General features: G+C 41.8%; 31 protein-coding genes and 1 riboswitch. Of the genes, 25 read left to right on the top strand and 6 right to left on the bottom strand.

Features of this window, described 5'->3' with window-relative positions:
* Positions 1-178 precede the first annotated feature (178 nt).
* The 16 genes from hutU (at position 179) to FAY30_RS11295 (ending at position 15,226) form a co-directional block, all read left to right on the top strand.
* The gene (gene hutU, locus FAY30_RS11220) at positions 179-1,852 is read left to right on the top strand and encodes a urocanate hydratase (RefSeq protein WP_149869966.1); all 1,674 of its coding nucleotides are present in this window, start codon (positions 179-181) and stop codon (positions 1,850-1,852) included.
* A 12-nt stretch (positions 1,853-1,864) separates the two neighbouring features.
* The gene (hutI, locus tag FAY30_RS11225) at positions 1,865-3,169 is read left to right on the top strand and encodes an imidazolonepropionase (protein WP_190284879.1); all 1,305 of its coding nucleotides are present in this window, start codon (positions 1,865-1,867) and stop codon (positions 3,167-3,169) included.
* On the top strand, positions 3,147-4,142 hold the full coding sequence (locus tag FAY30_RS11230; RefSeq protein ID WP_149869968.1) for an agmatinase family protein: 996 nt from the start codon (positions 3,147-3,149) through the stop codon (positions 4,140-4,142). The genes hutI and FAY30_RS11230 overlap by 23 nt, the downstream gene beginning before the upstream one ends.
* A 323-nt stretch (positions 4,143-4,465) precedes the next feature.
* Positions 4,466-5,491 carry a serine/threonine-protein kinase gene (locus FAY30_RS11235; RefSeq protein WP_149869969.1) on the top strand — a complete coding sequence of 342 codons (1,026 nt, stop codon included), beginning with the start codon at positions 4,466-4,468 and terminating at the stop codon, positions 5,489-5,491.
* Between the two features lie 72 nt (positions 5,492-5,563).
* Positions 5,564-6,679, top strand: a complete 1,116-nt coding sequence (locus FAY30_RS11240) for a glycosyltransferase family 4 protein (protein WP_149869970.1) — start codon at positions 5,564-5,566, stop codon at positions 6,677-6,679.
* Positions 6,676-7,452 carry a HipA family kinase gene (locus FAY30_RS11245; protein WP_149869971.1) on the top strand — a complete coding sequence of 259 codons (777 nt, stop codon included), beginning with the start codon at positions 6,676-6,678 and terminating at the stop codon, positions 7,450-7,452. Before FAY30_RS11240 ends, FAY30_RS11245 begins: the two co-directional genes overlap by 4 nt.
* 18 nt (positions 7,453-7,470) lie before the next feature.
* Complete coding sequence (gene galU / locus FAY30_RS11250; RefSeq protein ID WP_149869972.1) at positions 7,471-8,355, top strand: UTP--glucose-1-phosphate uridylyltransferase GalU; 885 nt, start codon at positions 7,471-7,473, stop codon at positions 8,353-8,355.
* Between the two features lie 353 nt (positions 8,356-8,708).
* Complete coding sequence (locus FAY30_RS11255) at positions 8,709-8,960, top strand: glutaredoxin family protein (protein ID WP_149869973.1); 252 nt, start codon at positions 8,709-8,711, stop codon at positions 8,958-8,960.
* A 76-nt stretch (positions 8,961-9,036) separates the two neighbouring features.
* Positions 9,037-9,147, top strand: a riboswitch (TPP riboswitch).
* Between the two features lie 82 nt (positions 9,148-9,229).
* Positions 9,230-10,048 (top strand): hydroxyethylthiazole kinase, encoded by an 819-nt coding sequence (thiM, locus tag FAY30_RS11260; protein ID WP_149869974.1) that lies wholly within the window; start codon positions 9,230-9,232, stop codon positions 10,046-10,048.
* 1 nt (position 10,049) lies between these two features.
* A complete protein-coding gene (gene thiD, locus FAY30_RS11265; protein ID WP_149869975.1) occupies positions 10,050-10,862 on the top strand; it encodes a bifunctional hydroxymethylpyrimidine kinase/phosphomethylpyrimidine kinase in 813 nt (270 codons plus the stop codon).
* Positions 10,859-11,521 carry a thiamine phosphate synthase gene (gene thiE, locus FAY30_RS11270; protein ID WP_149869976.1) on the top strand — a complete coding sequence of 221 codons (663 nt, stop codon included), beginning with the start codon at positions 10,859-10,861 and terminating at the stop codon, positions 11,519-11,521. The genes thiD and thiE overlap by 4 nt, the downstream gene beginning before the upstream one ends.
* Entirely contained in the window at positions 11,505-12,011 is a 507-nt protein-coding gene (gene thiW / locus FAY30_RS11275; RefSeq protein ID WP_149869977.1) for an energy coupling factor transporter S component ThiW, read from the top strand. Before thiE ends, thiW begins: the two co-directional genes overlap by 17 nt.
* Positions 12,012-12,032: 21 nt before the next feature.
* The gene (gene tenA, locus FAY30_RS11280) at positions 12,033-12,704 is read left to right on the top strand and encodes a thiaminase II (RefSeq protein WP_149869978.1); all 672 of its coding nucleotides are present in this window, start codon (positions 12,033-12,035) and stop codon (positions 12,702-12,704) included.
* The gene (locus tag FAY30_RS11285; protein ID WP_223820943.1) at positions 12,652-13,446 is read left to right on the top strand and encodes an ABC transporter ATP-binding protein; all 795 of its coding nucleotides are present in this window, start codon (positions 12,652-12,654) and stop codon (positions 13,444-13,446) included. The genes tenA and FAY30_RS11285 overlap by 53 nt, the downstream gene beginning before the upstream one ends.
* Complete coding sequence (locus FAY30_RS11290; protein WP_149869979.1) at positions 13,436-14,206, top strand: ABC transporter permease; 771 nt, start codon at positions 13,436-13,438, stop codon at positions 14,204-14,206. Before FAY30_RS11285 ends, FAY30_RS11290 begins: the two co-directional genes overlap by 11 nt.
* A gap of 18 nt (positions 14,207-14,224) precedes the next feature.
* Positions 14,225-15,226, top strand: a complete 1,002-nt coding sequence (locus tag FAY30_RS11295; RefSeq protein WP_149869980.1) for an ABC transporter substrate-binding protein — start codon at positions 14,225-14,227, stop codon at positions 15,224-15,226.
* Positions 15,227-15,372: 146 nt separating this feature from the next.
* Here the strand turns inward: FAY30_RS11295 and FAY30_RS11300 are convergent, their stop codons facing one another.
* On the bottom strand, positions 15,373-16,113 hold the full coding sequence (locus FAY30_RS11300; protein WP_149869981.1) for a protein-glutamine gamma-glutamyltransferase: 741 nt from the start codon (positions 16,111-16,113) through the stop codon (positions 15,373-15,375).
* A gap of 68 nt (positions 16,114-16,181) precedes the next feature.
* A complete protein-coding gene (locus FAY30_RS11305) occupies positions 16,182-17,414 on the bottom strand; it encodes an MFS transporter (RefSeq protein WP_149869982.1) in 1,233 nt (410 codons plus the stop codon).
* Positions 17,415-17,771: 357 nt separating this feature from the next.
* Here FAY30_RS11305 and FAY30_RS11310 point away from each other — a divergent pair, with 357 nt between their 5' ends.
* Both FAY30_RS11310 and FAY30_RS11315 read left to right on the top strand, forming a co-directional pair.
* A complete protein-coding gene (locus tag FAY30_RS11310) occupies positions 17,772-17,972 on the top strand; it encodes a cold-shock protein (RefSeq protein ID WP_007083657.1) in 201 nt (66 codons plus the stop codon).
* A 176-nt stretch (positions 17,973-18,148) separates the two neighbouring features.
* On the top strand, positions 18,149-18,967 hold the full coding sequence (locus tag FAY30_RS11315; RefSeq protein ID WP_223820944.1) for a hypothetical protein: 819 nt from the start codon (positions 18,149-18,151) through the stop codon (positions 18,965-18,967).
* Positions 18,968-18,995: 28 nt separating this feature from the next.
* Here the strand turns inward: FAY30_RS11315 and FAY30_RS11320 are convergent, their stop codons facing one another.
* Positions 18,996-19,274 carry a hypothetical protein gene (locus FAY30_RS11320; RefSeq protein ID WP_149869984.1) on the bottom strand — a complete coding sequence of 93 codons (279 nt, stop codon included), beginning with the start codon at positions 19,272-19,274 and terminating at the stop codon, positions 18,996-18,998.
* Between the two features lie 210 nt (positions 19,275-19,484).
* Here FAY30_RS11320 and FAY30_RS11325 point away from each other — a divergent pair, with 210 nt between their 5' ends.
* Both FAY30_RS11325 and FAY30_RS11330 read left to right on the top strand, forming a co-directional pair.
* On the top strand, positions 19,485-20,855 hold the full coding sequence (locus FAY30_RS11325) for an MATE family efflux transporter (protein WP_149869985.1): 1,371 nt from the start codon (positions 19,485-19,487) through the stop codon (positions 20,853-20,855).
* Positions 20,856-20,985: 130 nt separating this feature from the next.
* Positions 20,986-21,354 (top strand): hypothetical protein, encoded by a 369-nt coding sequence (locus tag FAY30_RS11330; protein WP_149869986.1) that lies wholly within the window; start codon positions 20,986-20,988, stop codon positions 21,352-21,354.
* 104 nt (positions 21,355-21,458) lie between these two features.
* Here the strand turns inward: FAY30_RS11330 and FAY30_RS11335 are convergent, their stop codons facing one another.
* On the bottom strand, positions 21,459-21,656 hold the full coding sequence (locus FAY30_RS11335; protein ID WP_149869987.1) for a hypothetical protein: 198 nt from the start codon (positions 21,654-21,656) through the stop codon (positions 21,459-21,461).
* Positions 21,657-21,904: 248 nt separating this feature from the next.
* Between FAY30_RS11335 and FAY30_RS11340 the strand changes: the two genes are divergently transcribed.
* From FAY30_RS11340 to clpP, 4 genes are all read left to right on the top strand, one after another.
* Positions 21,905-22,516: a TetR/AcrR family transcriptional regulator gene (locus tag FAY30_RS11340; RefSeq protein ID WP_149869988.1), complete on the top strand. Its 612-nt coding sequence runs from the start codon at positions 21,905-21,907 to the stop codon at positions 22,514-22,516.
* A gap of 190 nt (positions 22,517-22,706) precedes the next feature.
* The gene (locus tag FAY30_RS11345) at positions 22,707-22,847 is read left to right on the top strand and encodes a YrzI family small protein (protein WP_149869989.1); all 141 of its coding nucleotides are present in this window, start codon (positions 22,707-22,709) and stop codon (positions 22,845-22,847) included.
* Positions 22,848-22,943: 96 nt separating this feature from the next.
* Entirely contained in the window at positions 22,944-23,639 is a 696-nt protein-coding gene (locus FAY30_RS11350; protein ID WP_149869990.1) for a sigma factor-like helix-turn-helix DNA-binding protein, read from the top strand.
* A 29-nt stretch (positions 23,640-23,668) separates the two neighbouring features.
* Positions 23,669-24,253 (top strand): ATP-dependent Clp endopeptidase proteolytic subunit ClpP, encoded by a 585-nt coding sequence (clpP, locus tag FAY30_RS11355; protein ID WP_149869991.1) that lies wholly within the window; start codon positions 23,669-23,671, stop codon positions 24,251-24,253.
* A gap of 23 nt (positions 24,254-24,276) precedes the next feature.
* Here clpP and FAY30_RS11360 read toward each other — a convergent pair whose 3' ends face one another.
* On the bottom strand, positions 24,277-25,383 hold the full coding sequence (locus FAY30_RS11360) for an AbrB family transcriptional regulator (protein ID WP_223820945.1): 1,107 nt from the start codon (positions 25,381-25,383) through the stop codon (positions 24,277-24,279).
* Positions 25,384-25,555: 172 nt separating this feature from the next.
* Positions 25,556-25,834, bottom strand: a complete 279-nt coding sequence (locus tag FAY30_RS11365; RefSeq protein WP_149869992.1) for a hypothetical protein — start codon at positions 25,832-25,834, stop codon at positions 25,556-25,558.
* A gap of 215 nt (positions 25,835-26,049) precedes the next feature.
* Here FAY30_RS11365 and FAY30_RS11370 point away from each other — a divergent pair, with 215 nt between their 5' ends.
* Positions 26,050-26,229 carry a Fur-regulated basic protein FbpA gene (locus tag FAY30_RS11370; RefSeq protein WP_223820946.1) on the top strand — a complete coding sequence of 60 codons (180 nt, stop codon included), beginning with the start codon at positions 26,050-26,052 and terminating at the stop codon, positions 26,227-26,229.
* The last annotated feature ends 235 nt before the right edge of the window (positions 26,230-26,464 follow it).

Below are 26,464 nucleotides of genomic sequence, written 5' to 3' on the forward strand. Positions count from 1 at the left end.
TCCTTAATTTCTATAAAAATTATCATTTTATAAAAATATTATCGTTTATTGGTGATTAGTCCTAGAAAAAATGTTCTTCTACATAGAAAAATTATCCTCTTTCTAATTATTCATCCGTATTTTTCAGAAAATTGGATTTTTATAATAGTAGTAGAATCATAAATAGGGAGTGAAATCAATGGAAACGAAGACAACGAATAAGCGGATCATTAAGAACTATAAAGGAACGGAATTGCATGCAAAGGGCTGGATTCAAGAGGCGGCTTTACGTATGTTGATGAACAATCTTGACCAAGAGGTTGCGGAAAGACCCGAGGATTTAGTGGTTTACGGTGGAATCGGGAAGGCTGCGCGAAACTGGGAATCTTATGACGCGATTGTGAAAACGCTTTTAGAGTTAGAAGAGGATGAGACATTGTTAATCCAATCCGGGAAGCCGGTTGTTGTCTGGAAATCACACAAAGATGCGCCTCGCGTATTATTGGCGAACTCCAACCTTGTCCCTGCATGGGCGAATTGGGAGCATTTCCATGAGCTTGATAAAAAAGGGTTGATGATGTACGGCCAAATGACAGCCGGGAGCTGGATTTATATCGGCAGCCAAGGAATTGTTCAAGGCACGTATGAAACATTCGCTGAGCTTGCTCGTCAGGATTATGGAGGTTCCCTAAAACATACGATCACATTAACGGCAGGTCTTGGAGGCATGGGCGGTGCACAGCCACTGGCCGTCACGATGAATGATGGTGTCTGTATCGCTATCGAAGTAGATGAAACGAGAATTGACCGCCGGATTGAAACGAGATACCTTGATGTGAAAACAAAGGACCTTGAGGAAGCATTAAGATTGGCTCATGAAGCGAAGACTGCCGGTAAAGCACTTTCGATTGGTTTACTTGGAAATGCGGCAGAAATTTTACCATTAATGATTGAAAAAGGGTTCAACCCGGATGTGTTAACAGACCAAACATCTGCCCACGATCCGCTTAACGGCTATGTTCCGGTTGGCTATTCTTTAGAGGAGGCTGCTGTATTAAGGAAAGCAGATCCAACAAAGTATGTTGGGCTTTCTAAACAAAGTATGGCAACACATGTGAAAGCTATGCTTAAAATGCAAGAAAAAGGAGCCGTTACCTTTGATTACGGTAACAACATCCGCCAAGTAGCAAAGGATGAGGGCGTGGAAAATGCCTTTGATTTCCCTGGATTTGTTCCAGCTTATATTCGTCCATTGTTCTGCGAAGGTAAAGGCCCGTTCCGCTGGGCAGCACTATCCGGTGATCCGGAAGATATTCGAAAAATTGACGAAGCCTTACTTCGCGAGTTTAAAGATGATGAGCATCTGTGCAAGTGGGTTAGAATGGCGCAGGAAAGAATTGCTTTCCAAGGACTTCCTGCCCGGATTTGCTGGTTGGGTTATGGCGATCGTGCCCGCTTCGGTAAAGTGATTAATGATATGGTTGCGTCTGGTGAAGTTTCTGCACCAATCGTGATTGGCCGTGACCACTTAGATGCAGGTTCTGTCGCTTCTCCTAATCGTGAAACAGAAGCGATGAAGGACGGCAGTGATGCGGTTTCTGACTGGCCAATCTTAAATGCAATGATCAATGCTGTTGGCGGGGCAAGCTGGATTTCGCTTCATCATGGCGGTGGTGTTGGCATGGGTTATTCCCAGCATTCAGGAATGGTTATTGTTGCGGATGGCACGAAGGATGCAGAAGTCCGCTTGCAGCGCGTGTTAACAACAGACCCTGGTATGGGCGTCGTCCGTCATGCGGATGCAGGTTATGAACTTGCCATTAAGACAGCGAAAGAAAAAGGCATCCACATGCCAATGTTGCAACAAGATTAATAGACTGAGAGGATGTTGGAATTGAGTAAAGCCATTTTTATCAGAAATGCTTCTCAGCTCGTTACCTTACAGGGGAGTTCGCACGCTCCCCTTGTAAGGGAAGCGATGTCTGAGCTAGGAATTATTGAGGACGGCAGTGTGTGGATTGAGGACGGTGTGATTCAGGCAGTCGGTAAGGATGAAGAACTGTTCGAAAAATATGCTGATCGTCTTGGTGAAGCAGAAGTGGTGGATGCAAGCGGCAAGCTTGTGACGCCAGGTCTTGTTGATCCCCATACACATGTAGTGTTCGCCGGAAGCAGGGAAAATGAATTCAATATGCGTCTCCAGGGTGCAACGTACATGGAAATCATGAACGCGGGCGGGGGCATCCATGCAACAACAAGGGCGACTCAGGCTGCGACACATGAAGAACTTTTTCAAGCAAGCTTTGGGCGGTTAAATCAGTTTCTGCGCCACGGAGTCACAACGGTTGAAGCAAAAAGCGGCTACGGAATGGAATGGGAAACCGAACTGAAGCAGCTTGAAGTTGCGAAGCAGTTAAATGAAATGCATGTCATTGATGTGGTTTCTACCTTTATGGGGGCACATGCGGTGCCAAAGGAATATAAAGAAAATCCCGACGAGTTCGTACGCGTGCTCGTGGAAGAAATGATTCCCAAGGTGGCGGAGCTTGGCCTTGCGGATTTTAATGATGTATTTTGTGAGCATGGCGTGTTTACACCGGAGCAGTCAAGGGTGATTTTGGAAGCAGGAAAGCGTCATGGATTAATTCCAAAGATTCACGCTGACGAGATTGAGCCATACGAAGGCGCAGAGCTTGCAGCGGAAGTAGGCGCCATTTCTGCAGACCATTTACTTAAGGCGTCGGAAAAAGGAATGAAGGCGATGGCCGAAAAGGGAGTGGTCGGAGTATTGCTTCCGGGAACAGCTTACTTTTTAATGGCAGAGTCGGCAAATGGCCGGAAAATGGTCGATTTAGGGGTGCCTGTTGCCCTGTCTACTGATTGTAACCCTGGCTCGTCACCAACCGTTTCCCTGCCATTTATTATGAATCTTGGTTGTCTAAAAATGGGGATGATGCCGGCTGAAGTGATTACAGCCACTACAATCAATGCGGCCCATGCGATTAATCGCGGCCATGAAATTGGCAGTTTAGAAGTTGGAAAAAAAGGCGATGTGACGATTTTTAACATCGAGAATTATATGAAGCTTCAATACTCTTATGGGGTTAACCATACCGATACAGTGGTGAAAAATGGCCGGGTAGTTGTTAGAGGAGGTCAGTTAGTTAATGAAGAGCTTTCTCTATCCTAAATTGATTCCGCCAGCTTTTACATGGATAAGGCCTGAGGGCGGGGCGGTAATTTCCAAGGTCCACGAATGGATTCAGCCGCTAACTGACGAATCTGATGCAGAAAAAAGCAAGGATGCCGACTTTGTCATGGTCGGCGTCCCGCTTTCCCGTTCATCTATTAGTGCATCTGGCGCTTCGGAATTTCCCGACGCCTTCCGCCGTGCTTGGAAGGGGTTTACTACGTACAATTTAGATGAGGATGTGGATTTATCGTCAAGGAAAGCGATCGATGCAGGTGACGTGCCGATGCACGTCACGGATATCCGCCGCTGCCATGACAATATTATTCAAGCTTCAGCGGCACTCCGCGGCCACTTCCCGGAGTCAAAAGTGTGTGCCATTGGCGGCGATCACTCGATTACAGCGATGATGATTAAAGGGATGCATCAGGCACGACCAGACGAGAAAATTGGGATTATCCAGTTTGATACCCATTTTGATTTACGGGATCTGTCGGATAATGGACCATCTAACGGTACACCAATGCGGAACCTGATTGAAAGCGGAGTTGTCAAAGGATCCGATATGTACAACATTGGTTTACATGGGTTTTTCAATACGAAGGATTTAAAGCAGTATGCTGATGAAAAAGGCGTCAACTATATTACGCTTCGCAATGCAAGGCGGGCAGGCATAGAAGAAACAGTCCGCCGCAGTTTAGAAGAATTGTCGGCAAGGGTGGATACGATTTATTTAACCGTTGATATGGATGTACTCGATATTGCCTATGCACCGGGGGTACCGGCATCAACACCGGGAGGCATGACAACAGCAGAACTGCTGGAAGGAGTACTAACAGCTGCCAAACACCCCAAAGTGGGCGCAATGGACATCGTCTGCCTCGACCCGCAAAAAGACACCGCCGTCCAGCCAACCGTAAAACTCGGCACCCACGTATTTTTAACCTTTCTCACAGGGGCAATGATGAGATAGGTGTCAGGCACCAAAATTATATAATTATATTATGTTAACCCGTCTGAACCTCCGCTGATTTGCAGGGGTTTTTTTGGCTGTTTCTTTTGTCCATTTTTTGTTTTTTTAGACTCTTGCCTTAACATTTTCCCTCCTATTTGAATTAACTATATTAGGCAACAAAGCTTTGACTTTTTATTTATGCAGTTTTAGAAACCCATTTTGTTAGACAAGCTTCACAAAATCAAGCTGGCAGGGAATAAAAGATAAAAGGAGGTTCGCCACAGGCAAAACATCTGTAAGCGACTGCGTTAAAATTTTTATACCATGCAAGGAGGAGAAATGTGGATAGTAAACAATTAAATAACTGGTTAAAAGAAATTAAAGTTCAAAATGTAGTGAATGCGGATGTAGAAGTGGTGAACAACTCACCATTAGTCATGCTAGGGAAGGGGCGGCAAGGGGCGGTCTTCCAGGTTTCTGAGGATGTTTGTGTGAAAGTATTCGGCAATGAAGAGGATTGCGAACGCGAACACTATGCCCTATCGCTTGGTCAGGAAACCAATCTATTTCCTAAAATACATGCAAAAGGTCCGCTTTATATCGCGATGGATATTGTTAGAGGGGTGGATATTCGCGAATATTTACAATCGCAGCCACTTACGGAAGCACTTTCTGCCAAATTACTAGAGATGCTAATTACATTTAAAAAGATTGGTTATGAGCGGATTGACCATCACAAACGGCAAATTTACCTGCAGCCAGATGGCAGCCTGAAGGTAATTGATGTAGCGAGAACCGTTTGGCGTGACCGTGTTTATCCGTATCCGCGGAAATTACTAACTTCACTAGGGGAAGAAAATAAAGCAATCTTTTTATCGTACGTTCAAGAAATGGCTCCCGAAGTTTATGCGGAATGGCTCCACTATATCCGAATGGAAGAGATTTCACAGCAAATCACCCAACTATTACTACCGGAAAAACCTGATAAAAAAGCATTAAAGAATTTGAGTCAACAATTGTTAACAACAGAAGATGAAGAAAAATATGTGCTTCAGCTGCAGGGCTTGGTCCACAAGGTATTTAAAGAAGAATGGGTCAAAACTATGCTTGCACGTGGAAAAGATCCGGATGCTGTCATGGAAAAAATTGATAAGTACTGGGATTCCCGCGAGAAAGCACTAAACCCTGAATGGAATCGGAAACGTGACAAAGATTGGGATAAATATCGTAAGGAAGGTAAGCGATACTCTGGAGAAAGCCGCCACGACCATGATAAACACCATGACAGAAAACGTTTTGAAGGAGAAAAATACCGCGGCCATGCTGATAGAGGCGGTCATAAGAACAGGAAACGCCGTCATAGTTAATTGAAATAGCAGAAGACTATGCATGGCTAATAAAAAAAGAGGAGGCCCCAAAAAAATTAAGGAGAAAGCTAAATGAAGGTATTAGTAATCTGGCGGCTCCTCACTGTTGGCGGGGTAAATGCCGGATGGAGAAACCGCTCGATTTATTTTAAACAGCATGGTATAGAAACTGAATTTTTATATACGACAGATCACGGCGGACTTCATATTATGCAGGATGTCGCACAAGTATATTTAACAAAGGATGAGCAAGAGATTATTACCATTATCAAAAAAAACGCATATGACGCCATCATTGTGGTCGACACAGGTGCAGCCTATAAATGGATCCGAAAAGCCAAGTATAAGGGTCCGGTTATTGTCGAAGCAAGGACCCCAGAGCTGATTAAGCTCATGCCCCACCTTAAGTCATTTAAAGGAATACGGCCAGAATTAATCGTTGTTCCTTCACAGTATCAAAAACGATTGGTGTCTATTTTGACAAATGATATTCCCATCCATGTCATCTACAACGGGGTGGATACCACTTTTTTCCGTTCGCTATCCACCGAGGAAATCGATTTCGACAGTGCTCCAACACTGCCGAAAGGTAAAAAAATAATTGGCTGGATCGGTAGATTGGACAAACGTAAAAACTGGCCGATGCTGCTTGAAGTGGCAAAAGTGATGAAAAGTGAACGCAGCGATATTGAAATATGGATTATTGGCGGAGCTCAAAGTGTCCAGCGCGAAGAATTTAAAGCCGCCTGGCAAGAGGAAGGACTCACTGACATCATCAAATGGTTTCCGGTTATCCCCTACCAGCAAATGCCGCATGTATATGCGAAAATCCGCCAATCCGGAGGCTGCACACTTGCGACAACCAAATCTGAATCATTTGGAAATACTTTTATTGAATCGATGATCTGCGGTGTGCCTGTTGTGGCTTCCAGAATGATGCCAGTAACTGAATTGGTTGAAGAGGGTGAGACGGGGCTGCTTTACCGAGGACAAAATGTCGAGGATGCGGTCAAGCAGTTATATGAAATCCTTGATGATCCCGTCAAACATCAACAAATGTCACAGGCAGCCATCGACCGTGTGCAGCAATATTTTTCCATTCAAGCTGTGGCGAATGATTATATTGATTTGATAAAAAATATCATCCACCTGAATAATGGTGCGGCTGGCGAGGTGGATGCAACATGATGACACCCGTTGCCTATCAAAAAAAACTGGAAGGCAAATCAAATGCTCATTTAATCACTTTTAATGATGGCAAGGACTATGTGGTTAAATTTTTTCAGCCTGGCTTTGAAAAAACATTGCCCAATGAATGGGTGGGCTATTGCTTGGCACGATACTTGGGACTACCAGTACCATTTGCCAGGATAGTGGATATCTCCGAGGAATTTACTTCGCTAGTTCCTGAGCTTGCCAAAGTACAATCAACCCGGTATCAATTCGCCTCATTGTACATTCCTGATTGCCTTAACGGTCATCAAGTTTCCGAAGTAGCCAATATTGTTAATCATCAGACCCTAGCAGGAATCGTTATGCTGGATTATTGGTTGTGTAATCGGGACCGTACCCGCAAAAATATTCTTTTGCGAGAAAGAGAGAGCGATGAGTATCAGTTATGGATGATTGATCAAGCCGAGATTTTCGGAACCTATAATTGGCTGCATGCTGATTTAGAAAATTTGCCGGTGGAAGTGTTGAAAAGCGCGACACACCAATTAATGGCGGGGTTTATTGATAATGAGCAAAGATTTACTGACCACCTTAAGTTGATTCAAACGATGCCGATTCTTTTAATGGAGGAAATTGTCTCGCTTATCCCTGATGACTGGATGGTTTCGCGTGAGGAGAAAAAGGCAATTGTTACTACGTTGGTAACGAGACGCAAAACGATTCTGCCGAAATTGATGGAAAGATTTTTAAAAAAGGTATACCAGCCATTCCATGCTAATGAAAATTAACTTGAAGGGAGGTATTTTATGAAAATCCGAAAGGCCATTATTCCAGCTGCAGGCCTCGGGACTCGTTTTTTACCTGCAACGAAAGCAGTGCCAAAGGAAATGATTCCAATTGTTGATAAACCAACCATTCAATATATTGTCGAAGAGGCTGTAGCGTCGGGGATTGAGGAAATCATTATCATAACCGGCAGGGGAAAGCGGTCAATCGAGGATCACTTCGATAAATCCTATGAGCTCGAGGATACTCTATTTAAAAAGAATAAAATAGTGGACCTAGAGAAAATTCAACAAATATCCAGTTTAGCGAAAGTTTATTATGTCCGCCAAAAGGAACCTAATGGACTTGGCGATGCCATTCTTTGTGCTAAAAATATTGTTGGCAATGAACCATTTGCGGTTATGCTTGGCGATGATATGGTGATATCGGATGTTCCCTGCTTGAAGCAGCTGATGAATGTATTTGAGTATTATAATAATTCGATCGTCGCCATTCAGAACGTTCCGAAATTGGATGTGAATAAATATGGCATCATTAAGCCAAAAGGTGTGATGAGGGAGCCGAATATCTATTCAATTGAATCATTAATAGAAAAACCAAAACCGGAAGAAGCCCCGTCAACATTAGCCGTCATGGGGCGCTATATTTTAAACCCAGAGATTTTTACAATCTTGGAGCGGCTTCCATTTGGACAGGGTAACGAATTACAACTAACTGATGCCATAAACGAGCTAAATAAAATGCAGGCCGTCCTTGCCTGCACCTTCAACGGAACCCGCTACGACATCGGCGACAAAATCGGCTACATCAAAGCAACCCTCGACCTCGCCCTCAGCCGCCCCGACACCCAAAAAGAAATCCTGACTTATATGGAAAAAATAGTAAAACGGTGTCAGGCACCATAACTAATCTATTGATGCACTTTAAGTTGATAAGCAAAAACTTTAAGCCGAGGCTGTTGGAAGCCTTGGCTTTTCTATAAAAGAGTCATGTATTTTAATTGGTTATTTTTTTCCTTAGGTTTATAACAAGAAATATATTATGCTAAAATAATGGACAAGCATAAACGAATATAACGATAATGGTAGAAATGGGCTGTCCATTTTATAATCGAGGTTTACCAATTAGTGAATTTGGTGTTTAATGTTAGGAAATATTCCTTGGGAAAGCGCATGAACAGACATTTCTCGAGGTTTTTTGACGGGAAATCAAGAATAAACGGAGTTTTTGTAAAAACAGAACAAAGGAGGAACTACATATGAAGAACGAGCAGATTATCGTCTATACCACGAATGATTGTATTGAATGTATGATGGTTAAACAGGTACTTACCAACGAAGGGATTGCTTTTGAAGTAAGGAATGTTGCTGACAGCCCAGCTTATCAAAAGGAAGTAGAGAAATACGGCTTCCTCGGAGTTCCCGTAACGGTCCTTGGCGACCGGGCTATAAAGGGTTTTACCAATGAGCTTAAAGAACTGATGGAATTGGCAAGTGGCGGTAAAGAGTAGAAAGTTAAATAAACTGGAACAATTTTCTTTACTTCGATGGTAATTAGAGTTACTATGAACATAATTTAATAAGCGATTTATCTACTAGGGGTGCCCTGTTAATCAGGCTGAGAGAAAACGATAACGTTTTTAACCCTTCGGACCTGATCTGGGTAATACCAGCGTAGGAAAGTAGTCGAGTGAAATCTATATTTTATCTCTTTCTAACTAACCAGGTCCTATTATGGATCTGGTTTTTTTATGTTTAAAAAGAATAGGAGCGATGGGATTTGGAGAACAACAGACTTGGTCAAATATTAGAAAAAGTTAGAGAGGTGAACCCGCTTGTCCATAATATCACGAATGTCGTGGTAACGAATTTCACAGCCAATGGATTGCTTGCCCTTGGCGCTTCACCGGTCATGGCGAATGCAATCGAAGAGGCAGCTGATATGGCGAAGATTGCGAGTTCACTAGTTCTGAATATTGGCACATTAAACGCGCAAACGGTCGAGGCGATGATCGCAGCCGGTAAAGCAGCCAATGTGCATGGGGTTCCAGTAATTTTTGACCCAGTTGGAGCTGGTGCAACTCCGTACCGAACGGAAACGGCGCACCGTGTGATGAAGGAAGTCAAGGTCGCCGTAATTAGAGGAAATGCAGCCGAAATCGCCAATGTCGTAGGTGAAAAGTGGGAGATAAAGGGCGTTGATGGAGGAATGGCTAAAGGGAATATTACAGAGCTTGCCATCCAAGCTGCTGAAATTTTACAGTGTGTGGTTGTCATAACTGGAAAGGAGGATGTCGTTACTGACGGAACAACAACGTATATCATCTCAAATGGACATCCGATTTTGACAAAAGTAACCGGTACAGGCTGCCTGTTAACTTCGGTGATTGGTGCATTTGCCGGAGTGGAAAAGGATCTCATCCAAGCTTCGGTCGCTGCATTAACCTGTTATGGTGTTGCAGCAGAAAAGGCTGCGAATCAAACAGCCGAGCTCGGGCCGGGCAGCTTTCAAATAGAATTTTTAAATCAATTATCGTTGGTTTCCCCTGAGGAATTGGATGTACATGCTTCTTTTAAAAAATGGAACGGAGGATTGTAGGATGAAAAGGGCATTAACCATTGCGGGTTCAGATAGTGGCGGCGGTGCAGGAATTCAGGCTGATTTGAAAACGTTTCAGGAATTAGAGGTTTTCGGTATGTCTGCATTAACGGCTGTTACGGCGCAAAATACATTAGGGGTTCACGCAGTCTATCCGATGACGGCAAAAGCAGTTGTCGAACAAATTCAAGCAATTGGAGACGATATCGGAACGGATGCAGTAAAAACGGGCATGCTTTTTAGTGCAGAAATCATTGAAGCCGTTTCAATGAATCTCAAAAACTATCATTGGAACAACGTGGTGGTCGACCCTGTGATGATTGCGAAAGGCGGAGCCTCTCTATTACAGGAAGAGGCGGTTTCGGCTATGAAAAACCATTTACTACCCCTTGCTGCAGTGATTACACCGAATATTCCGGAAGCAGAGGTTTTGACAGGGATGTCCATTCGATCCCCCCTGGATAAACGGGAAGCCGCTGTAAAACTTTGCGAGTTAGGTGCAAAAAATGTCGTGATCAAGGGCGGTCATGATGAGAATGAATCTGAATCTACCGATTTATTATTTGACGGGAACGAATTCCACTACTTTACAAGTAAGCGCATTCAGACAAAAAATACACATGGAACGGGATGTACCTTCTCTGCGGTTATAACGGCGGAATTAGCGAAAGGCTCCACCATCTATAATGCCGTTTTAACTGCAAAGGATTTCATTCAAGCAGCGATTGAAGATGGTATTGCCATCGGCCACGGTCATGGTCCGACGAACCACTGGGCCTTTCAAAAGAGGGGAAAGGAGATGGCTAGGCTATGATTCATTTAAAAGACGAATTAAGCGTTTATTTTATTATGGGCAGTCCGAATTGTTTGAAGGACCCAAAGGAGGTCTTAGAAGAAGCAATTGCAGGCGGGATCACCCTATTTCAATTCCGTGAAAAGGGAAAAGGAGCCTTAACAGATTCCGCAAAATATACCCTGGCAAAAGAACTTCAAGCGATTTGTCAGGAGAACCAGATTCCCTTCATTGTCAATGATGATATCGAGCTCGCACTCGAGATTGGGGCAGACGGTGTTCATATTGGGCAGGAGGATGAGCCGGTGAAAGCAGTGAGGGAAAAGATTGGCGGCAAAATCCTCGGGGTATCCGTCCATACGACAGAAGAAGCGATGACGGCACATAGGGATGGGGCAGATTATTTTGGAATCGGACCAATTTATCCAACGAGAACTAAGGAAGATGCAAAGCCATCGAAAGGAACCAGCCTGATAGAAACTCTGAGAAAAAATGGAATCACCGTACCGATCGTTGGAATCGGCGGCATCATCGCTGAAAATGCCAGTCCTGTTATTGAGGCAGGGGCAGATGGAGTTTCGGTGATTACCGCCATAAGTCAGGCAGATTCGCCTATAGCAGCAGCCATGGCATTAAAAAATACAATCGAGGAGGCAAAAAGAAATGAACAAAACGTATAAATTGACACTGACAGCGATGATGATTGCGATCGGCACCCTATCTAGTAACCTAGTAGCGATTCCGATTGGATTTACCAAGGTTTTTCCGATGCAGCATTTTTTGAACGTTTTATCAGCGGTTCTTTTAGGCCCCTATTACGCCGTAGCACAGGCCTTTTGTATCTCTTTGTTAAGAAATCTCATGGGAACGGGTTCCGTTTTTGCCTTTCCCGGTAGTATGGCGGGTGCTTTGCTCGCATCCCTGTTATTTTACAAAACTAGAAAAATCTATTTAGCCTTTATTGGGGAAGTAATTGGAACGGGGATTATCGGTGCGATTCTTTGTTATCCACTGGCAACCCTGTTGCTCGGTAAAGAAGCAACCTTATTTGGATTTATTCCATTATTTATTTTTAGCTCATTTGCCGGGGCACTGCTCGGATTTGTGATATTAACTGTTTTCTTAAGAAAGAAAGTCTGGACCTTAGCGGGACAGTCTTTTAAAAACTAAAGCATGAAATGGGGGATTAAAATGAAATTTTCACAGCAACTTTATGAAAGCGTAAAAGAAATATGGGAACAGACCCATCTCCATCCTTTTGTGGACGGAATCGGCACGGGCGACCTGCCTGTGGAATCATTCATCCGTTATATGAAACAGGATTATGTGTTTTTAATCGATTATTCCAAGCTTTTTGCTTTAGGGGCAGTCAAGGCGAGGGACCTCGACACGATGGCTGTTTTTGCAAAACTGCTTCATGAGACACTGCATGGCGAAATGGAATTGCACCGTGGGTATGCGACAAGATTCGGAATTACTCGTAATGAGCTGGAAGAAACAAAACCAACACCCACCAACTTAGCCTATACACGGTATATGCTAAATGTCGCGCAGAACGGATCGCTTGAGGAATTAATCTCAGCACTTCTGCCGTGTATGTGGAGCTATTGGGAGATTAGCAAAATGCTAGCAGATAAATACCCCCAAGCTAGCGCGCATCCTTTGTATGGTGATTGGATAAAAATGTATACGTCAGATGAATTTGGTTCGTTGGCCGTCTGGCTGATAGAGTTATTAGATCAGTTGACAGATGGCAAGTCAGCCCGCGAATTAGTTCTCTTGGAAGAACATTTCCTGACGACCTCCCGCTTTGAATACATGTTTTGGAATATGGTTTACGAAGGAGAGGATTGGCCTGTCTGACGCAACTATGTTAGCCATCGACGAACTTACATATGCATTTGATCCCGCGAGGCCGATTTTTCAAAAAATATCATTGAAAGTGAAACCGGGCGAATTTGTTTCGGTTATAGGCGCGAGCGGATCAGGAAAAAGCACGCTGTTTAAATTAATTGCCGGATTGATAGAGCCTGGTGCAGGGGAAATCAGGATTCATGGTGAAAATCCCGGAAACAGATTAGGCAAGGTGGGATATATGCCGCAAAAGGATTTGCTTATACCGTGGAGATCGGTGTTAGACAATTGTTTCCTGCCGCTGGAAATAGCGAAGGAAAATAAACAGCAAAGAATGCCTGAGATTCGCGAATGGCTGGAACGCTTTGGCTTGGCGGCGGTGGAGCAGGCCTATCCGGATGAGCTTTCCGGCGGGATGAGGCAGCGGGCTGCTTTTTTGAGGACACTCATGACAGGCAAAGATCTCTTATTGTTAGATGAACCGTTCGGGGCACTCGATTCGTTGACGAAACGAACGATGCACAGCTGGCTGCTTGGACTGTGGGGGGAATTACAAAAAACGGTACTGTTTATTACCCATGACCTAGAGGAGGCGATTCTGCTTAGTGACCGTATTTATTTGCTGGGGCAAGAAACGTTACATGAATTTAAAGTTAGCCTGCCGCGGCCAAGAAATGCGGAAATAATTTATCAATCTGAGTTGATCATGTTGAGAAAAGAACTGGAGCGGCTGATTCAAAATGAAAAGTAATTGGAAAAAGTGGGTAGGGGATTATGGATTATTTCTACTTGTATCCATCTTGATATTGAGCGCCTGGGAGTTAGCGGTAAGGAAAGGTATGGTTCCATCCTTTATCTTGCCTGCTCCCTCGGCAATTGGGGCGGCTCTTGTAGAAAACCGTCAGCTCTTATTGGAGGAGCATTTACCGGCCACTCTTAAAGAGGTTGTCATTGGATTTGGAATTTCATTAACGGGTGGCCTCCTGCTTGGCGTCGGGATGCATTTTTCGCGGGCATTAGAAAAAGTGCTGTATCCGTTCCTCGTCATTTCTCAGACCATTCCGCTGATTGCGATTTCACCGATTTTCATCATGTGGTTCGGTTATTCGATTTGGAGTAAAATCGCCGTAACCATTTTAATCGCTATTTTTCCAATCGTCGTTAGTACATATGATGGGCTGAAGGCGGGGGGAAGGGAATACCGGGAATTACTGCTGACAATGGGGGCAAATCGCTGGGTTATTTTTAAAAAAATTCAGCTGCCAATGGCTTTGCCGTCGATTTTGTCCGGGTTAAAAATGTCAGTGGTGTATTGTGTTGTAGGGGCAACCATCGGAGAATGGCTGGGCGCGAGTGAGGGTTTAGGCTATTTCAGCAGACGAATGTCAGGGAACTTGCAAGCAGACGCCGTTTTTGCCGCCATTTTCCTGCTTTCGTTACTGGGCATTGTCCTGTTTTTATTGATTCGTTTATTAGAAAAACAGCTATTGAAAAATAAAGTGCGCTACTAGAGAGGATATGAAAAATCAATGAGGAAACGTTTTTACATTGTCGTCAGTCTTTTGTTACTTATTTTAAGCGCTTGTGGAAAAGGGGAGGCCGACCAAACGGCGGCCGGTGCGAACTCGGGTGATTTGCAGGAGGTGAGTTTAATGCTCGATTGGTATCCAAATGCGGTGCACTCCTTTTTATTTGCCGCGAAAGAAAAGGGCTATTTCAAAGAACAAGGGCTGGATGTTGATATTCAAATGCCAGCGGATACAAATGATCCATTAAGACTGGTTGCGGCTGATAAGGTCGATATGGCCATCAATTATCAGCCGGAAGTCCTTGTGGCACGAGGAGAAGATATTCCGGTTCAGTCGATTGCCGCGCTTGTACGCCATCCGCTGAATCAATTAATGATTGCCAAGGATAGTCCAATTCAATCTCCTAAGGACTTAGCCGGAAAGACGGTGGGGTATCCAACCATTCCACTAGATGAAGCGATTATTCACACGATGGTGAAAACTGACGGCGGGGATGCGGAGAAGGTAAAGATGGTTGATGTTGGCTGGGATTTAATACCCGCTATGGCAACCAAGAAAACCGATGCCATAATGGGCGGTTTTATCAATCATGAAAAATTATTGCTTGAAAAGGAGGGACATCCGATCCGCACCTTGAACCCCGCGGATTACGGCGTTCCCGATTATTATGAATTAGTGTTAGTAGCGAGCGAAAAGAGTTTAAAAGCAAACAAGGATGTGTATCAAAAGTTTCTCACTGCTGTGACAAAGGGACAACAATTTGTCTCCGAGCATCCTGAGGAAGGCTTGGCGATATTGATGGAGCATGAGGACCAGACATCACCGCTTGAAAAGGATACCGAAACAAAAAGCTTAGAGATTCTCCTTCCGTTGATGGATGCAAACGACAAACCCTTCGGTTATCAAGATCCAGGTACATGGGAAAAAGTCGCCCAATGGTTAAAAACCACCAAAATGATAAATGAAAAAGTAAAACCAGCCGACGCCTTTATCAATTTCTAAGCTGAAGCAGCTTAAATCGTTTTTGGTTTAAAGGTGTAGATGTTTTTTATTGTTTTTGTAGTTTAATATTAGTACGGTGAAAAGAAGAGAAATGGTGTCAGGCACCCTCCGTGGACACTGTCCACGGAGGGTGCCTGACACCAATTTTAATATTGACTATATTGTAATGATGGATAATATGGTCGGGTTATCATTTGCATGAGGTAGGCTGAGTTTTCGGGGTTTGGTTTTCTTTTCCCGTTTAAGAATCCGATAATGGCGCTGGCGTTTCTGATTCCGATTCCATGTCCATAGTATTTATCATTGCCGAAATAAATGACATTTTCAGCCCGCCACCACGGCTGTTTCGGGTCAAAATCTGGATTATTGAAGTGGAGGACATCACCAGGTAAGAAATCATCCCCATATATTTGGTGAATCGGCAGATCGTCATCAAATTGCCAATCCATCAGGTAAAGCCGTGCAAACAGAATATCAAACCTCTCACTGCCAATTGAATAAAGTGCTGCAATATATAAAACAATGGCAATGGCGGTGGAGCATTCAAAGGCGTAAAGCTTGCCATTTTTAATAATGTCCAGTATGGCAATCGAAGGTTGAACACCTGGTTTAATGAGAAAGCCGCCATTCCCTAATCGATTCCAATATTTTTTATTGCAAAAGGCATAGCGAAATGTCGTGAACTTTACGCCGCTGCTATTCAGTTCTTGTGCCGCTTTCATTGTATTCGTGCGAAATAGAAGCTCAAATTTTAATTGACTTATCGCTTGATATTCATACGTTTTTTTATTTGCGGCCATTTGATTGATAATCGGATGAGCTTCTTTATTCGTTATCTCATGAAACAGTTCCTTTGGTTCTGCCACCTGATGATTTATTCTGATCATCTCTGCCTCCCAGTTTCGAAAAAATCAACTCCTTCTATAAAAATATGAAACTTTTTCCTTTATATTTATCATTTCTCAAAAGAATTTTCCCATATTCCTTGATTCTTCTTGTTGTTAAATTTGATGTACATGAGCAAGAATACGAGGGCGCTCATGAATCTCAGAATTGAGCTGATTCCCATTGATTTTTGAATACCGGTTACCTCTAGGAGCCAAATACCGATTTGCGGTGCGATAAAGGCCACAAAGGATAAAAGGACATTATACGTGGTAATGCAATAGGTCCTTTTTTCCTTTGGCGATTTCTCCAACAAAAGGTTGAACAATAGAAGCGTAGTGCCCGAAACAAAAAAGCCGGATGTCATCTGCACAAAAGTGAGATAAACGAGATTGGTAGACAAAACGGTTAGAAATGGAGCAGTAGCCATTCCAGTTGCTACCCATACGAGCATCAGGGTATTTGACTTGTCCTCCGCCCATTTTCTCCATAATGGAAACGAGAAAATTTGCACCAATTGACTACCAACGGAAAAAATACTTATCCACAAAATAGTCGCGTGGGCATATTTCACATTATAAATATTGAAAATTCCCCAAGCCATTTGCCAGGAGAAATTGAAGCAAAGGGCGGTAATAAGAAACCATTTGTATCCCTGATCCCGGAAAATAGACCAATCCATTGACGAGTTCTTTTCCGCCTTGCTCGACTTTGGTTTGGGTTCTTCTTTATGCTTCAGTAAAAAATAAACTTCTAATAAGCCAAAAAGAAAGGCAATTATAAATAATAATTGATAGGCAGCAGCATGTTCAGTCTGCTTTTTCATCAAAATCCCGATAATTAAGGTCGTGATCATACCGACGATAGTTAAAAGGCGATTTCGGTCACTGAAAAAAGCCCCTCTGCGTTCCTCATTGATCATCCCGCTAATGAACGTTTGCCAGCCAATCGTTGAAATGGTTCCCGGAATATTCATTAAGGCAACAATGATTAAAAAAGCCCATGCCTGGTAGGTAGTTTGGATAAAAATCACACCTGCTAACAGCAAGAACATGATTCTTGCCCAAAAAACCGACATTGCTACCGTTTTCCGCTGCTGTTCAAGCCGATTTAACAGAATGGCCGCCGGAATCGTCGTGACCAATGCAATCAGTGGCGGAAGTGAACTGATTAAGCCCACTTGATAATTGGTTGCTCCAAGTATTGATATTGCGAAAATTGGGAAGAAGTTACTGGCAAGATTCAAAGCGATGGTAGACACCATTCCATGATAGATACTTACTTTTTCATTATATGTACGCACTTGTTATCACCATTTCATTAATAAATTCCTTAGATATTATACAATCAAAAATCAGGAATCTACAGAATAATTTTTTCAATTATTTACTTTGGAATATTCAGAAAAGCTATAACGTTACATTTGCGGTTTGTTCCAGCAGATGCTATATATTTCATCGCGAAATAATGGACAAAAGGTCAGCAAATAGCGAACTTTCTTCTTATGGGATTTGCCTTGTGGACTGATTTCTGTTATAGTTAAAGAGAATTATTTTTGTGAGTCGGCAAGAACGTTAAAGTGTAATGCTTTCTGTCTTGAAGATTTGAGCAAGGATAGTAACACATTGTGTGCGGGTGCACACAGCAGGAGGAAACACACATGGAACAAGGTAAAGTAAAATGGTTTAACGCTGAAAAAGGATTTGGATTCATCGAGCGCGAAGCAGGGGACGATGTATTCGTACATTTCTCAGCAATCCAAGGCGAAGGCTTCAAAACTTTAGACGAAGGTCAAGCAGTTACATTTGACGTTGAACAAGGTCAACGCGGACCACAAGCTTCTAACGTTCGTAAAGCATAATTTAAACTTCGATTATTGAAAAAGACTCTCTTGCAGAGTCTTTTTTTTTTGCTTTTAAAAGTCGAAAAGGGCGGCTTCTCTTCTATTATTAAAGGATTGATTTGATAAAATTATCAATTTAAGCTAGTAATGATATAATGAATTCATCATACATATTGGAAGGAAGTGTTGTATTAGTGGTTCTACGGCCTCAAATGGAACAAACTGAGTCGACTCAACTTATTGCGCCGAAAGGGAACTTTGAAGCCTTTCGGGATGACGACCATTACAAAGAGAAGCTCAAAGAATGGGGGCTATCGTCTGCAAAGGAAGCAAAACGGGAATTTTGGTACAAGAATCGCAGCTTTCAGCGTTTGGTGTCCATTAAAGGATTTGAATCGTACGGAACAAGTGGAGAATTTAACACGCTTGTGATCGAATTCCATGATGGCAGCCTTAGCTGCATTCATCCCGCCTATTTAAAAGAAATGCAGTCGTCAAGCTTTGGAAAAGAAAGCCTGTTGACTCTAAATGACAAAGAAAGTACAACTGAAACAAAGCCTGTAAATGAAAAGCAAGCTGCGGCAAAAGAATCGGAACCTGAAACAACGGCAAAGCCTGCCAATAAAGCGGATAAGGCTGCCCCCTCTAAGGAGCCAAAGGCAAAGAAACAAAAGGCTCCGAAGCTCGAACTCCCGGCGGAGAAAGTACATTTTACAGCTAAGGTGAAGCAATTTGCCCTTGTCTACAATCCATTTAATGAAGAAAATGATGAAGTTGTCGTCTTAGAGAATGTTCAGATTGTCCAGGACAATCCACTTGACCTCGGGCTTGCCTGGTGCAGCCACAGTAAAACGCTAAAAAAATTCGAACTGGCCGAGGGAGACTTGCTGGAATTTGACGGAAAGGCAGCTGCCAAGAAAATGGCGAAGGGAAAAGACGTGCCTCCAGAATTCATGATCGATACGCCCGTACTATATAAGGTGAATAATCCATCGAAAATCGTAAAGAAATAGGACTTCCATCGGGAGGTCCTATTTCCTTTTAAGGGAAATAAATTTCTAAGCGATCACGGCCATTCCGACAGACATAATAATTTTGAAAATCACTGTTAATGACCCTTGTCTGAAATTCCTGTAAGGAAATCGCAGTGGAATTTCCATCGTTTTTAAAAAATAAAAGCTGCCCATCAGCAAATTGGATTGAAACGAAATGAAATCCGTCCCGTTTCGATAAAAAATCATCATCTTGATAGTAGTTTAAGATCACTTGACGGTCGCGATACTCTTCGAAAATAGATAAATCATCTAGTTGTTTTTCCATTTAATTAACCCCTTCCCCTATAAATTATTTTAAAAAAAGAGGCGGTCGAAAGGGGTGATTGGAATCACGTTATTAGGGTCTTTTTTGTGAATGGTAATAAATGTCGACCGAATGAATATCTGATAGAATGTTCATTTTATTTAAGGAATATTATTTAAATATGAAGTATAATGAGGGTTCGGACTTTTATTTTTCAAGGAGTACACTTTTATGAATCAAACCTTTACTGTCAAGGAAAAGACGAAGCAAATTTTCGTCTTGTTAATCCCTATTTTAATCACACAGCTTGGCATGTTTTCGATGGTATTTTTCAATACGATTATGTCTGGAAAATATAATTCCTCCGATTTAGCTGGTGTGGCGATCGGTTCATCGATTTGGAGCCCTATTTTTACTGGAATTAGCGGTATTCTACTTGCCATCTCACCGATTGCCGCACAACGATTTGGCGAAAAAAAGAGCGATGAAGTGTCATCGGTTGTCAAGCATGGAATGTATCTTTCTGTGATGATTGCGTTTGCTGTGATTATACTTGGATACTTTTTTCTCGACCCTGTATTAGATAAAATGAAGCTGCCTCCAGATGTTCAGCGTACCGCCTTTAACTATTTGGCAGGTCTTAGTTATGGACTTTTACCATTATTTATTTTTAACGTGTTGAGATCTTTTATTTATGCATTAGGAAAAACACGCGTGATCATGATCATCATGCTAATGTCGTTACCAATCAATTTCTTCTTGAATTATGCCTTCATCTTTGGCCGTTTTGGCTTCCCGGAACTAGGCGGTGCGGGAGCCGGGTATGCAACGTCGATTACGTATTGGATCATTTTGGCGATGACGGTGTTTATCGTAAAAACACAGGATCCATTTTCTTCGTTCCCGATTTTTTCAGATATGAAGGAATTTTCTTGGGATACGTGTAAGGAAATATTAAAGATCGGCGTTCCGATGGGCCTGTCGACGTTCTTCGAAACAAGCATGTTTGCAGTGGTGACGATTCTGTTGAGTAAGTTTAATGTCACTACGATTGCTGCCTATCAATCTGCGTTAAATATCGTTTCATTTTTATACATGATCCCAATTAGTATTTCTACAGCCTTGACCGTTCTCGTCGGTTTTGAAGTAGGGGCAAAGCGTTATAAAGATGCGAAGCAATACAGCTGGCTGGGAATCCTCCTTGCCATTTTGATTGCTGCGGGTACGGGAATGCTGGTTGTTGCCTTCCGTTATGAAGTGGCAGGTTTATACTCCAATGAAATAGCGGTGATCAACCTAACCGCAAACTTCTTAATATTCGCCTTGTTTTTTCAGATAGCGGATGCCATTCAGGCAACGGCGCAGGCGGCATTAAGAGGCTATAAAGACGTCAATCTTGCCTTTATCATGACACTCATCGCCTATTGGCTCATCTGCCTGCCTGCGGGTTACCTGCTCGCTCATTTTACCGGGCTGGGAGCAAGAGGCTATTGGATCGGACTAACAATCGGATTACTTGCCGCGGGAATCGCACTATCACTCAGACTTATCTACATCCAAAAACGAAAATTCATCCAAATCCAAGTTAAAGAAGTTGTATAGGGTAGGAAGGGTGTCAGGCACCAAGATAGAAGTTGTTACAAAATTTTAACAATTGGTGGATGGCGGGTTTCTTTTTCGGTGTTAAAATATAGGATAATAGTAGGGTTGAAATCCGATTGAGGTGACCTTTATGGGAAGGAAAGTGCACTTTAACAAGGATGAGTTTGTCCTTAAATTAACGGGAGTACTGAGTGTGTTTGCCCTTAAGTGGCAATTGAAAATTCCATACAAGGCAATAAAAAGGGTCTATATTGATGAATTTGAACCGCCGATGTGGATGCTTCGCATGCCTGGCACTTCGATTGCCCCACTTAATATTTATGAAGGAAGCTTTAAATTTGGAAACGAATGGTATTTTCTATCAAGTGAACACCAGGTTCCCTTAATCCACTTGGAATTAGAGGGCTATGGTAAATACAAATATGTCATTTTTGAAATAGAAAACCCCAGAGCCGTGATGATCGAATTACGAAAGAAGTTAAGAGAATTAGAAGAGTAAAATAAAAAAATGTAATGGCGCGGGACTGCCATTACATTTTTTTCTTTAAATCTAGTAAATGACCAAAATAATGACGCTATTCCTAAAGGAATAGCGTCTCATTGTTAAAATAATTTTTTTAGGCCAAATAATTTGGTAAATAAACTTTGATTTTTATCTGTGATCATTAATTCATCCATGATTAATTTTTCACGATTGGTTTGAATCCATTTTTGTAATTCATGTTTATCTTTACAATGCGTATAATATGTTTCTCCACCTTTTCCAAGTGCGTTGACAACATATCTGCAAGTGTTCCCCATAGTGCCCACCTTTTAAGTAATAATGTATTCTATATGAGATTATATCAGGCTTCTTGAAATAGTCCACCATTATTTTTCTACAAAATTCTCCATTTTTTCATGAAAACACTTCCAAACTTTTAAACACGTAAATGATCATAATAATATTATGTAAACATAAAATATTTTTAATTTCTTTCTATGTTTTAAAGGATTGAAATATGTTTTAATTTATTTGAGGCATTTTTATTCATGAACGGAGGTTAACTATGCCGCCAATCGTTTCAGATTCATATAAAGAAAAGAAAAAGAAGGAGATCTTGTCGAGTGCCCTGGCTTGTTTCGCTAAAAAAGGTTTTCAAGCGGCGACCATCGATGATATCGTTGAGCATTCTAGGATCAGTAAGGGAGCCATTTATAATTATTTTAAAAGTAAAGACGACATATATTTAGAATTAATGTCCTCTGATACACAGGAATCATTTGAACTACTAACGAAAGATCTGTCAACATACGAAAGTGCAAGTGATAAAATAAATTATTTATTTGACGTTTACTTATCTCAAGATGTTTCCAATATTGAACACAGAAATAAAATCATTGTTCATAATGAATTTAAATTCTATGCAGCGCGAGATACGGAGCTTATGGAAAAATTAACGGCCAGGAGACATCAATATTTTGTCCAGCTCTTTGCCGAAATTATTAAAGAAGGCCAGAAAACAGGGGAATTCAATCCCCAAGAAAACCCTGACCTGACAGCCAATCTATTCTGGTCGATGATTGATGGCGTGACAATCCAAACGATCTATTACGATTACCCATACCGTGAAGTTTTAACGGAGATGAAGGAATTATTTTTGGAAAAAGTAAAAGCATAGCAGGCACATTGGCGGGCAAACAGCTTGCCTTTTTTTTATTTTTTTTGCCAATATAGGCAAAAGTAATTGACAATTTTTAAATAGAAAAAATATAATAAAATAAACTGACTAGTCGTTTTATATTTTGAAATTAAATTAAAACAAGATGGAATCAAATAAAATTTAGTTCGAGTAAAAAGGAGGGGAGAAAATGACCATTAATATTTTATTCTTTACCATCACAATCAAAAAAAGGAAAATTAGCCTTGAGGAGGCTGTACAGGAAGAAATGGTTGAAAAGCTTTATGATAATAATAAAGATAAGCAAATTTCTATCCGTCGTTTTATGTGAATAGACATATACTATTTAAAAAATTTTGTGCCCCCGTATCTTTTTATCCCTCATGAACCGTTTAAAGGCTAGAGAGTGCAGAAGGAGTGAAAACATGTGTCACATAAGCTAAGCACAGATAGCGCTAAAAGTTTACAGCAAGATGATCAGCTCTGGCTCGAATTTTATCCAAAACTTCAACGATATTGCCGTTTTCTCACGCAAAACACTTGGGATGGAGACGATATCGCCCAGGATACCTTTTTAAAGGCCTTAAAATATCATCAGCAGCAGATGAGTATGGCGTTGTTAAATAAAATTGCGTATCATCAATGGATTGATCTTTTGCGAAAAAGAAAAAAGGAGACCATTGCATCGGATGTTGTGCACCCCATTCATGAGGTAACCAATCAACTTGATGATATGACCCATGCCGTTGACCAGCTGCTGAAAGAATGTACCCCAAAACAAGCCGTGATTTTCATGTTAAAAGAAGCCTTTCAGTATCAAGTAAAGGAAATAGCAGATTTGTTACACACGACAGAAACGGCGATAAAAGCCAGTCTGCACCGGGTAAAAAAGCGCATGGATAAAGAGGATCAAACCTTTTCAGTCGAATCATTTTGGGATGAGGAAGAAAAAGAACGGCTCGCGGATATTTTTTATGAATCGTTGAAAAATCAAGACCCAGCCGTTCTGATTGAATCCATACCAACAATATCAAATATGGTTGGCGTTCCAAAGTCGCTTTCAAGGAAATTACAGCGAATTCAATCAACTTCTCCTTCAAGCACTCTCTGTATGGCAGCATAGCCAATTAATCGCTTTAAGGAGGATATGAAATGAGTACCATTCCATATGTGATTGAACAATCTAACCGCGGGGAACGTTCCTATGATATATACTCTCGGCTCCTAAAGGACCGAATTATAATCATTGGTGATGAAATAAATGACCATACGGCGAATAGTGTGGTCGCTCAATTATTATTTTTAGCAGCAGATGCACCGGATAAAGAAATCTCACTCTATATAAATAGCCCCGGCGGCTCCACTTCAGCGGGCTTCGCCATTTACGATACGATGCAATACATTAAGCCCGATATCCGGACGATCTGCACCGGCATGGCGGCATCTTTCGGAGCGATGTTACTGCTTGCGGGGACAAAGGGAAAACGGTATGCCCTGCCAAATAGCGAAATTATGATTCATCAGCCATTGGGCGGTGCAAGAGGGCAGGCAACGGAGATTGAAATTTCCGCACGGCGGATTTTAAAGTTAAAAGAACACATTAATCAAATCATTTCCGAACGGACCGGACAGCCGGTGGAAAAGGTAGCAAATGATACCGAGCGGGACTTCTTTATGAGTGCGGAGGAAGCAAAATCATACGGAATCATCGATGAAATACTTCATCCCAAAATCTAAATCACAAAACGAGGAAGGCAGTCTCAAGCTGCCTTCCTCGTTTTGTTTTTGCCAATCTTAAAAAACAACCGCAGCAATGGAGGGACGGCAAAATAGATAAAGAAGAGCCGGAATATTTGGAACCCAGTCACCATCGATAAATCGGCGTGGACTTCGTGGGCAAGGATCGCCATCTGATCCATTCCGCCAGGCGCCAGGCTTAATAAACTAGTGGAGGGTGTCATGGGATAAAAACGAACAAGCAGCAATCCTAAACCGACAGAACCTGCGATCATGAACAAACCGCTCAGCAGCGCAAGGGAAATGATTTTGGCCTTGTGTTCCAGTTTTTCCGGCTTCAATAATAACCCGATGTAACCGCCAATCATGAATTGAGAAACGTCTAAGATAGGCTGTGATAGGGCCGGACCATAAAGCCCGAAAATAACAGCGATCGCCGTTCCAGCGATTGGACCTAACATAAACGGAGTTGGAAATCTTAATTTTTTGGCAAGAAATGCGCAAAATACACAAATGAAGGCAAACAATAGGATATTTGGAAAAAGTGGAGCATAGTATTGCGCCGCCTTGTCAGCCAGATTTGAAGCATTTTGAATAGGTGAATGGTTAAACAACGGTCCGAAAACGAGAAACGGAACGAAGAAAATAATCATCATCAATCGGGCCACTTGTAAAAAGGTCACTGTGGTAATGTCGATTCCTTTCATTTCTTCTGCAAATATAATCATTTGCGAAAGCCCGCCGGGGATACTGCCGGTAAGCACTGTTGGATAATCCACTCCAGTAAGTTTCGAAACCACAAAGGCAATGCCGGCACAAAAACAAACGAGTAACACCGTCATGATTAGCATAGATGGCAGCTTCTCAATAATTTGCTGCAGCGCCTCTTTCGTAAAGGACAAACCAATTGAATAGCCAACAATGATTAATCCAGTATCGCGGATGGAAACTGGCCAATAATATTGAATTTTGCTAAATCTGGCTCCAATTAACACGGCTGTCATCGGCCCGAGCAGCCATGGTATCGGTGTATGAAGTACTGAGAATATAAGCCCGCCAATAATGGCGGTCAATGCCGTTATGGTAAAGCGAAGCCCTTTACTGTCACGTTTCATCGATAAATTAATCAAGTAAAACCCTTCTGTCTATAAAAGTTTTTAAACGCGTGACGCGATTTCATTCCATTATTTTACCATGTGGACAGGCATAAATAGAAGGATTTAAACACAAAAAGAGCAGCCAAGAAAATGACTGCTCTTTATTGAAAGATCAAATTTATAGGATATTCATAGCATTTTCTGCTTAATGATCGCTGCTTTCATGCTGATCATGTTCCTGGTCAAATTCCTCAGGAGTAAATCCAAATGGACCCCTTGGCATCTGTTCTACGCGGAAAATCGCCACAATCACATCAATTCTTACAGCCAAAAGCCTTTGGCGCATTCTGCCTCTGCTTTCCAAAACCAGAACATCTCTGCCAACTTCAAGCAGCCTGCCGGTAAATGTACCTTGGAGCGTAACAATTTCTACCTCTTTCTTTAACAACTCATGGGCAATTTGATGAAAATTTAATTCTGTCATCGTCATCATCTCCTTCACATTACAGTAAATGCAACTAAGGAAAATTGGCTTCATGTTTTTATAAATTTTTTCAGGAAAAAAGGTATGTCTGTTTAACGTTCATTAAAAAATGATAACAATACCATTAAATAAATGTAATTAAATGATATTTCGACAAAAAATAGGGTATACCCTGTTTTATAATGCCTTTAAGTCTAAAGAGTGGAGGGGTTATCATGATGAATCAATCACCGCAGAATGAAGTTCAGCTAAAAAGACATCTTCTAATTGATGAACTCATTAAATTAGGCATTTATAAAATCAATAACAAACACCTTTATGAATGGACTTTAAGCGATTTAGAAGAAGAGTATAAGGACCTTGACAAACAATTGGTCACTGCCGATCCCAATTAAGATTCCTTTCTAAATAAATTGAGTCAAAAAAATAAACATACTTAAATAAACATACTTAAAGGAACCATCATTACTTAAAATTGAAGATGTTAGGAGAAGAGCAGTCACTAGGCTGCTTTTTTTCTATGCTATTTTTCCTAGAAATATATGCGGAGGAAGGTAATTTTGACATACAAAGTCCCGCTTTTAATGGGTGCAAATATTAATTTTTTAAATTTTGCATTTTATTATTTAC

This window comes from Bacillus sp. S3, assembly GCF_005154805.1.
GTDB lineage: Bacteria > Bacillota > Bacilli > Bacillales > Cytobacillaceae > Neobacillus.

What these genes read in the sequence shown, in the direction of transcription:
- hutU (WP_149869966.1), top strand. Translation starts at nt 179, where the DNA reads ATGGAAACGAAGACAACGAATAAGCGGATCATTAAGAACTATAAAGGA.
- hutI (WP_190284879.1), top strand. Translation starts at nt 1,865, where the DNA reads ATGTTGGAATTGAGTAAAGCCATTTTTATCAGAAATGCTTCTCAGCTC.
- FAY30_RS11230 (WP_149869968.1), top strand. Translation starts at nt 3,147, where the DNA reads ATGAAGAGCTTTCTCTATCCTAAATTGATTCCGCCAGCTTTTACATGG.
- FAY30_RS11240 (WP_149869970.1), top strand. Translation starts at nt 5,564, where the DNA reads ATGAAGGTATTAGTAATCTGGCGGCTCCTCACTGTTGGCGGGGTAAAT.
- FAY30_RS11245 (WP_149869971.1), top strand. Translation starts at nt 6,676, where the DNA reads ATGATGACACCCGTTGCCTATCAAAAAAAACTGGAAGGCAAATCAAAT.
- galU (WP_149869972.1), top strand. Translation starts at nt 7,471, where the DNA reads ATGAAAATCCGAAAGGCCATTATTCCAGCTGCAGGCCTCGGGACTCGT.
- FAY30_RS11255 (WP_149869973.1), top strand. Translation starts at nt 8,709, where the DNA reads ATGAAGAACGAGCAGATTATCGTCTATACCACGAATGATTGTATTGAA.
- thiD (WP_149869975.1), top strand. Translation starts at nt 10,050, where the DNA reads ATGAAAAGGGCATTAACCATTGCGGGTTCAGATAGTGGCGGCGGTGCA.
- thiE (WP_149869976.1), top strand. Translation starts at nt 10,859, where the DNA reads ATGATTCATTTAAAAGACGAATTAAGCGTTTATTTTATTATGGGCAGT.
- thiW (WP_149869977.1), top strand. Translation starts at nt 11,505, where the DNA reads ATGAACAAAACGTATAAATTGACACTGACAGCGATGATGATTGCGATC.
- tenA (WP_149869978.1), top strand. Translation starts at nt 12,033, where the DNA reads ATGAAATTTTCACAGCAACTTTATGAAAGCGTAAAAGAAATATGGGAA.
- FAY30_RS11290 (WP_149869979.1), top strand. Translation starts at nt 13,436, where the DNA reads ATGAAAAGTAATTGGAAAAAGTGGGTAGGGGATTATGGATTATTTCTA.
- FAY30_RS11295 (WP_149869980.1), top strand. Translation starts at nt 14,225, where the DNA reads ATGAGGAAACGTTTTTACATTGTCGTCAGTCTTTTGTTACTTATTTTA.
- FAY30_RS11300 (WP_149869981.1), bottom strand. Translation starts at nt 16,113, where the DNA reads ATGATCAGAATAAATCATCAGGTGGCAGAACCAAAGGAACTGTTTCAT.
- FAY30_RS11310 (WP_007083657.1), top strand. Translation starts at nt 17,772, where the DNA reads ATGGAACAAGGTAAAGTAAAATGGTTTAACGCTGAAAAAGGATTTGGA.
- FAY30_RS11320 (WP_149869984.1), bottom strand. Translation starts at nt 19,274, where the DNA reads ATGGAAAAACAACTAGATGATTTATCTATTTTCGAAGAGTATCGCGAC.
- FAY30_RS11325 (WP_149869985.1), top strand. Translation starts at nt 19,485, where the DNA reads ATGAATCAAACCTTTACTGTCAAGGAAAAGACGAAGCAAATTTTCGTC.
- FAY30_RS11330 (WP_149869986.1), top strand. Translation starts at nt 20,986, where the DNA reads ATGGGAAGGAAAGTGCACTTTAACAAGGATGAGTTTGTCCTTAAATTA.
- FAY30_RS11335 (WP_149869987.1), bottom strand. Translation starts at nt 21,656, where the DNA reads ATGGGGAACACTTGCAGATATGTTGTCAACGCACTTGGAAAAGGTGGA.
- FAY30_RS11340 (WP_149869988.1), top strand. Translation starts at nt 21,905, where the DNA reads ATGCCGCCAATCGTTTCAGATTCATATAAAGAAAAGAAAAAGAAGGAG.
- FAY30_RS11345 (WP_149869989.1), top strand. Translation starts at nt 22,707, where the DNA reads ATGACCATTAATATTTTATTCTTTACCATCACAATCAAAAAAAGGAAA.
- clpP (WP_149869991.1), top strand. Translation starts at nt 23,669, where the DNA reads ATGAGTACCATTCCATATGTGATTGAACAATCTAACCGCGGGGAACGT.
- FAY30_RS11365 (WP_149869992.1), bottom strand. Translation starts at nt 25,834, where the DNA reads ATGACAGAATTAAATTTTCATCAAATTGCCCATGAGTTGTTAAAGAAA.
- FAY30_RS11370 (WP_223820946.1), top strand. Translation starts at nt 26,050, where the DNA reads ATGATGAATCAATCACCGCAGAATGAAGTTCAGCTAAAAAGACATCTT.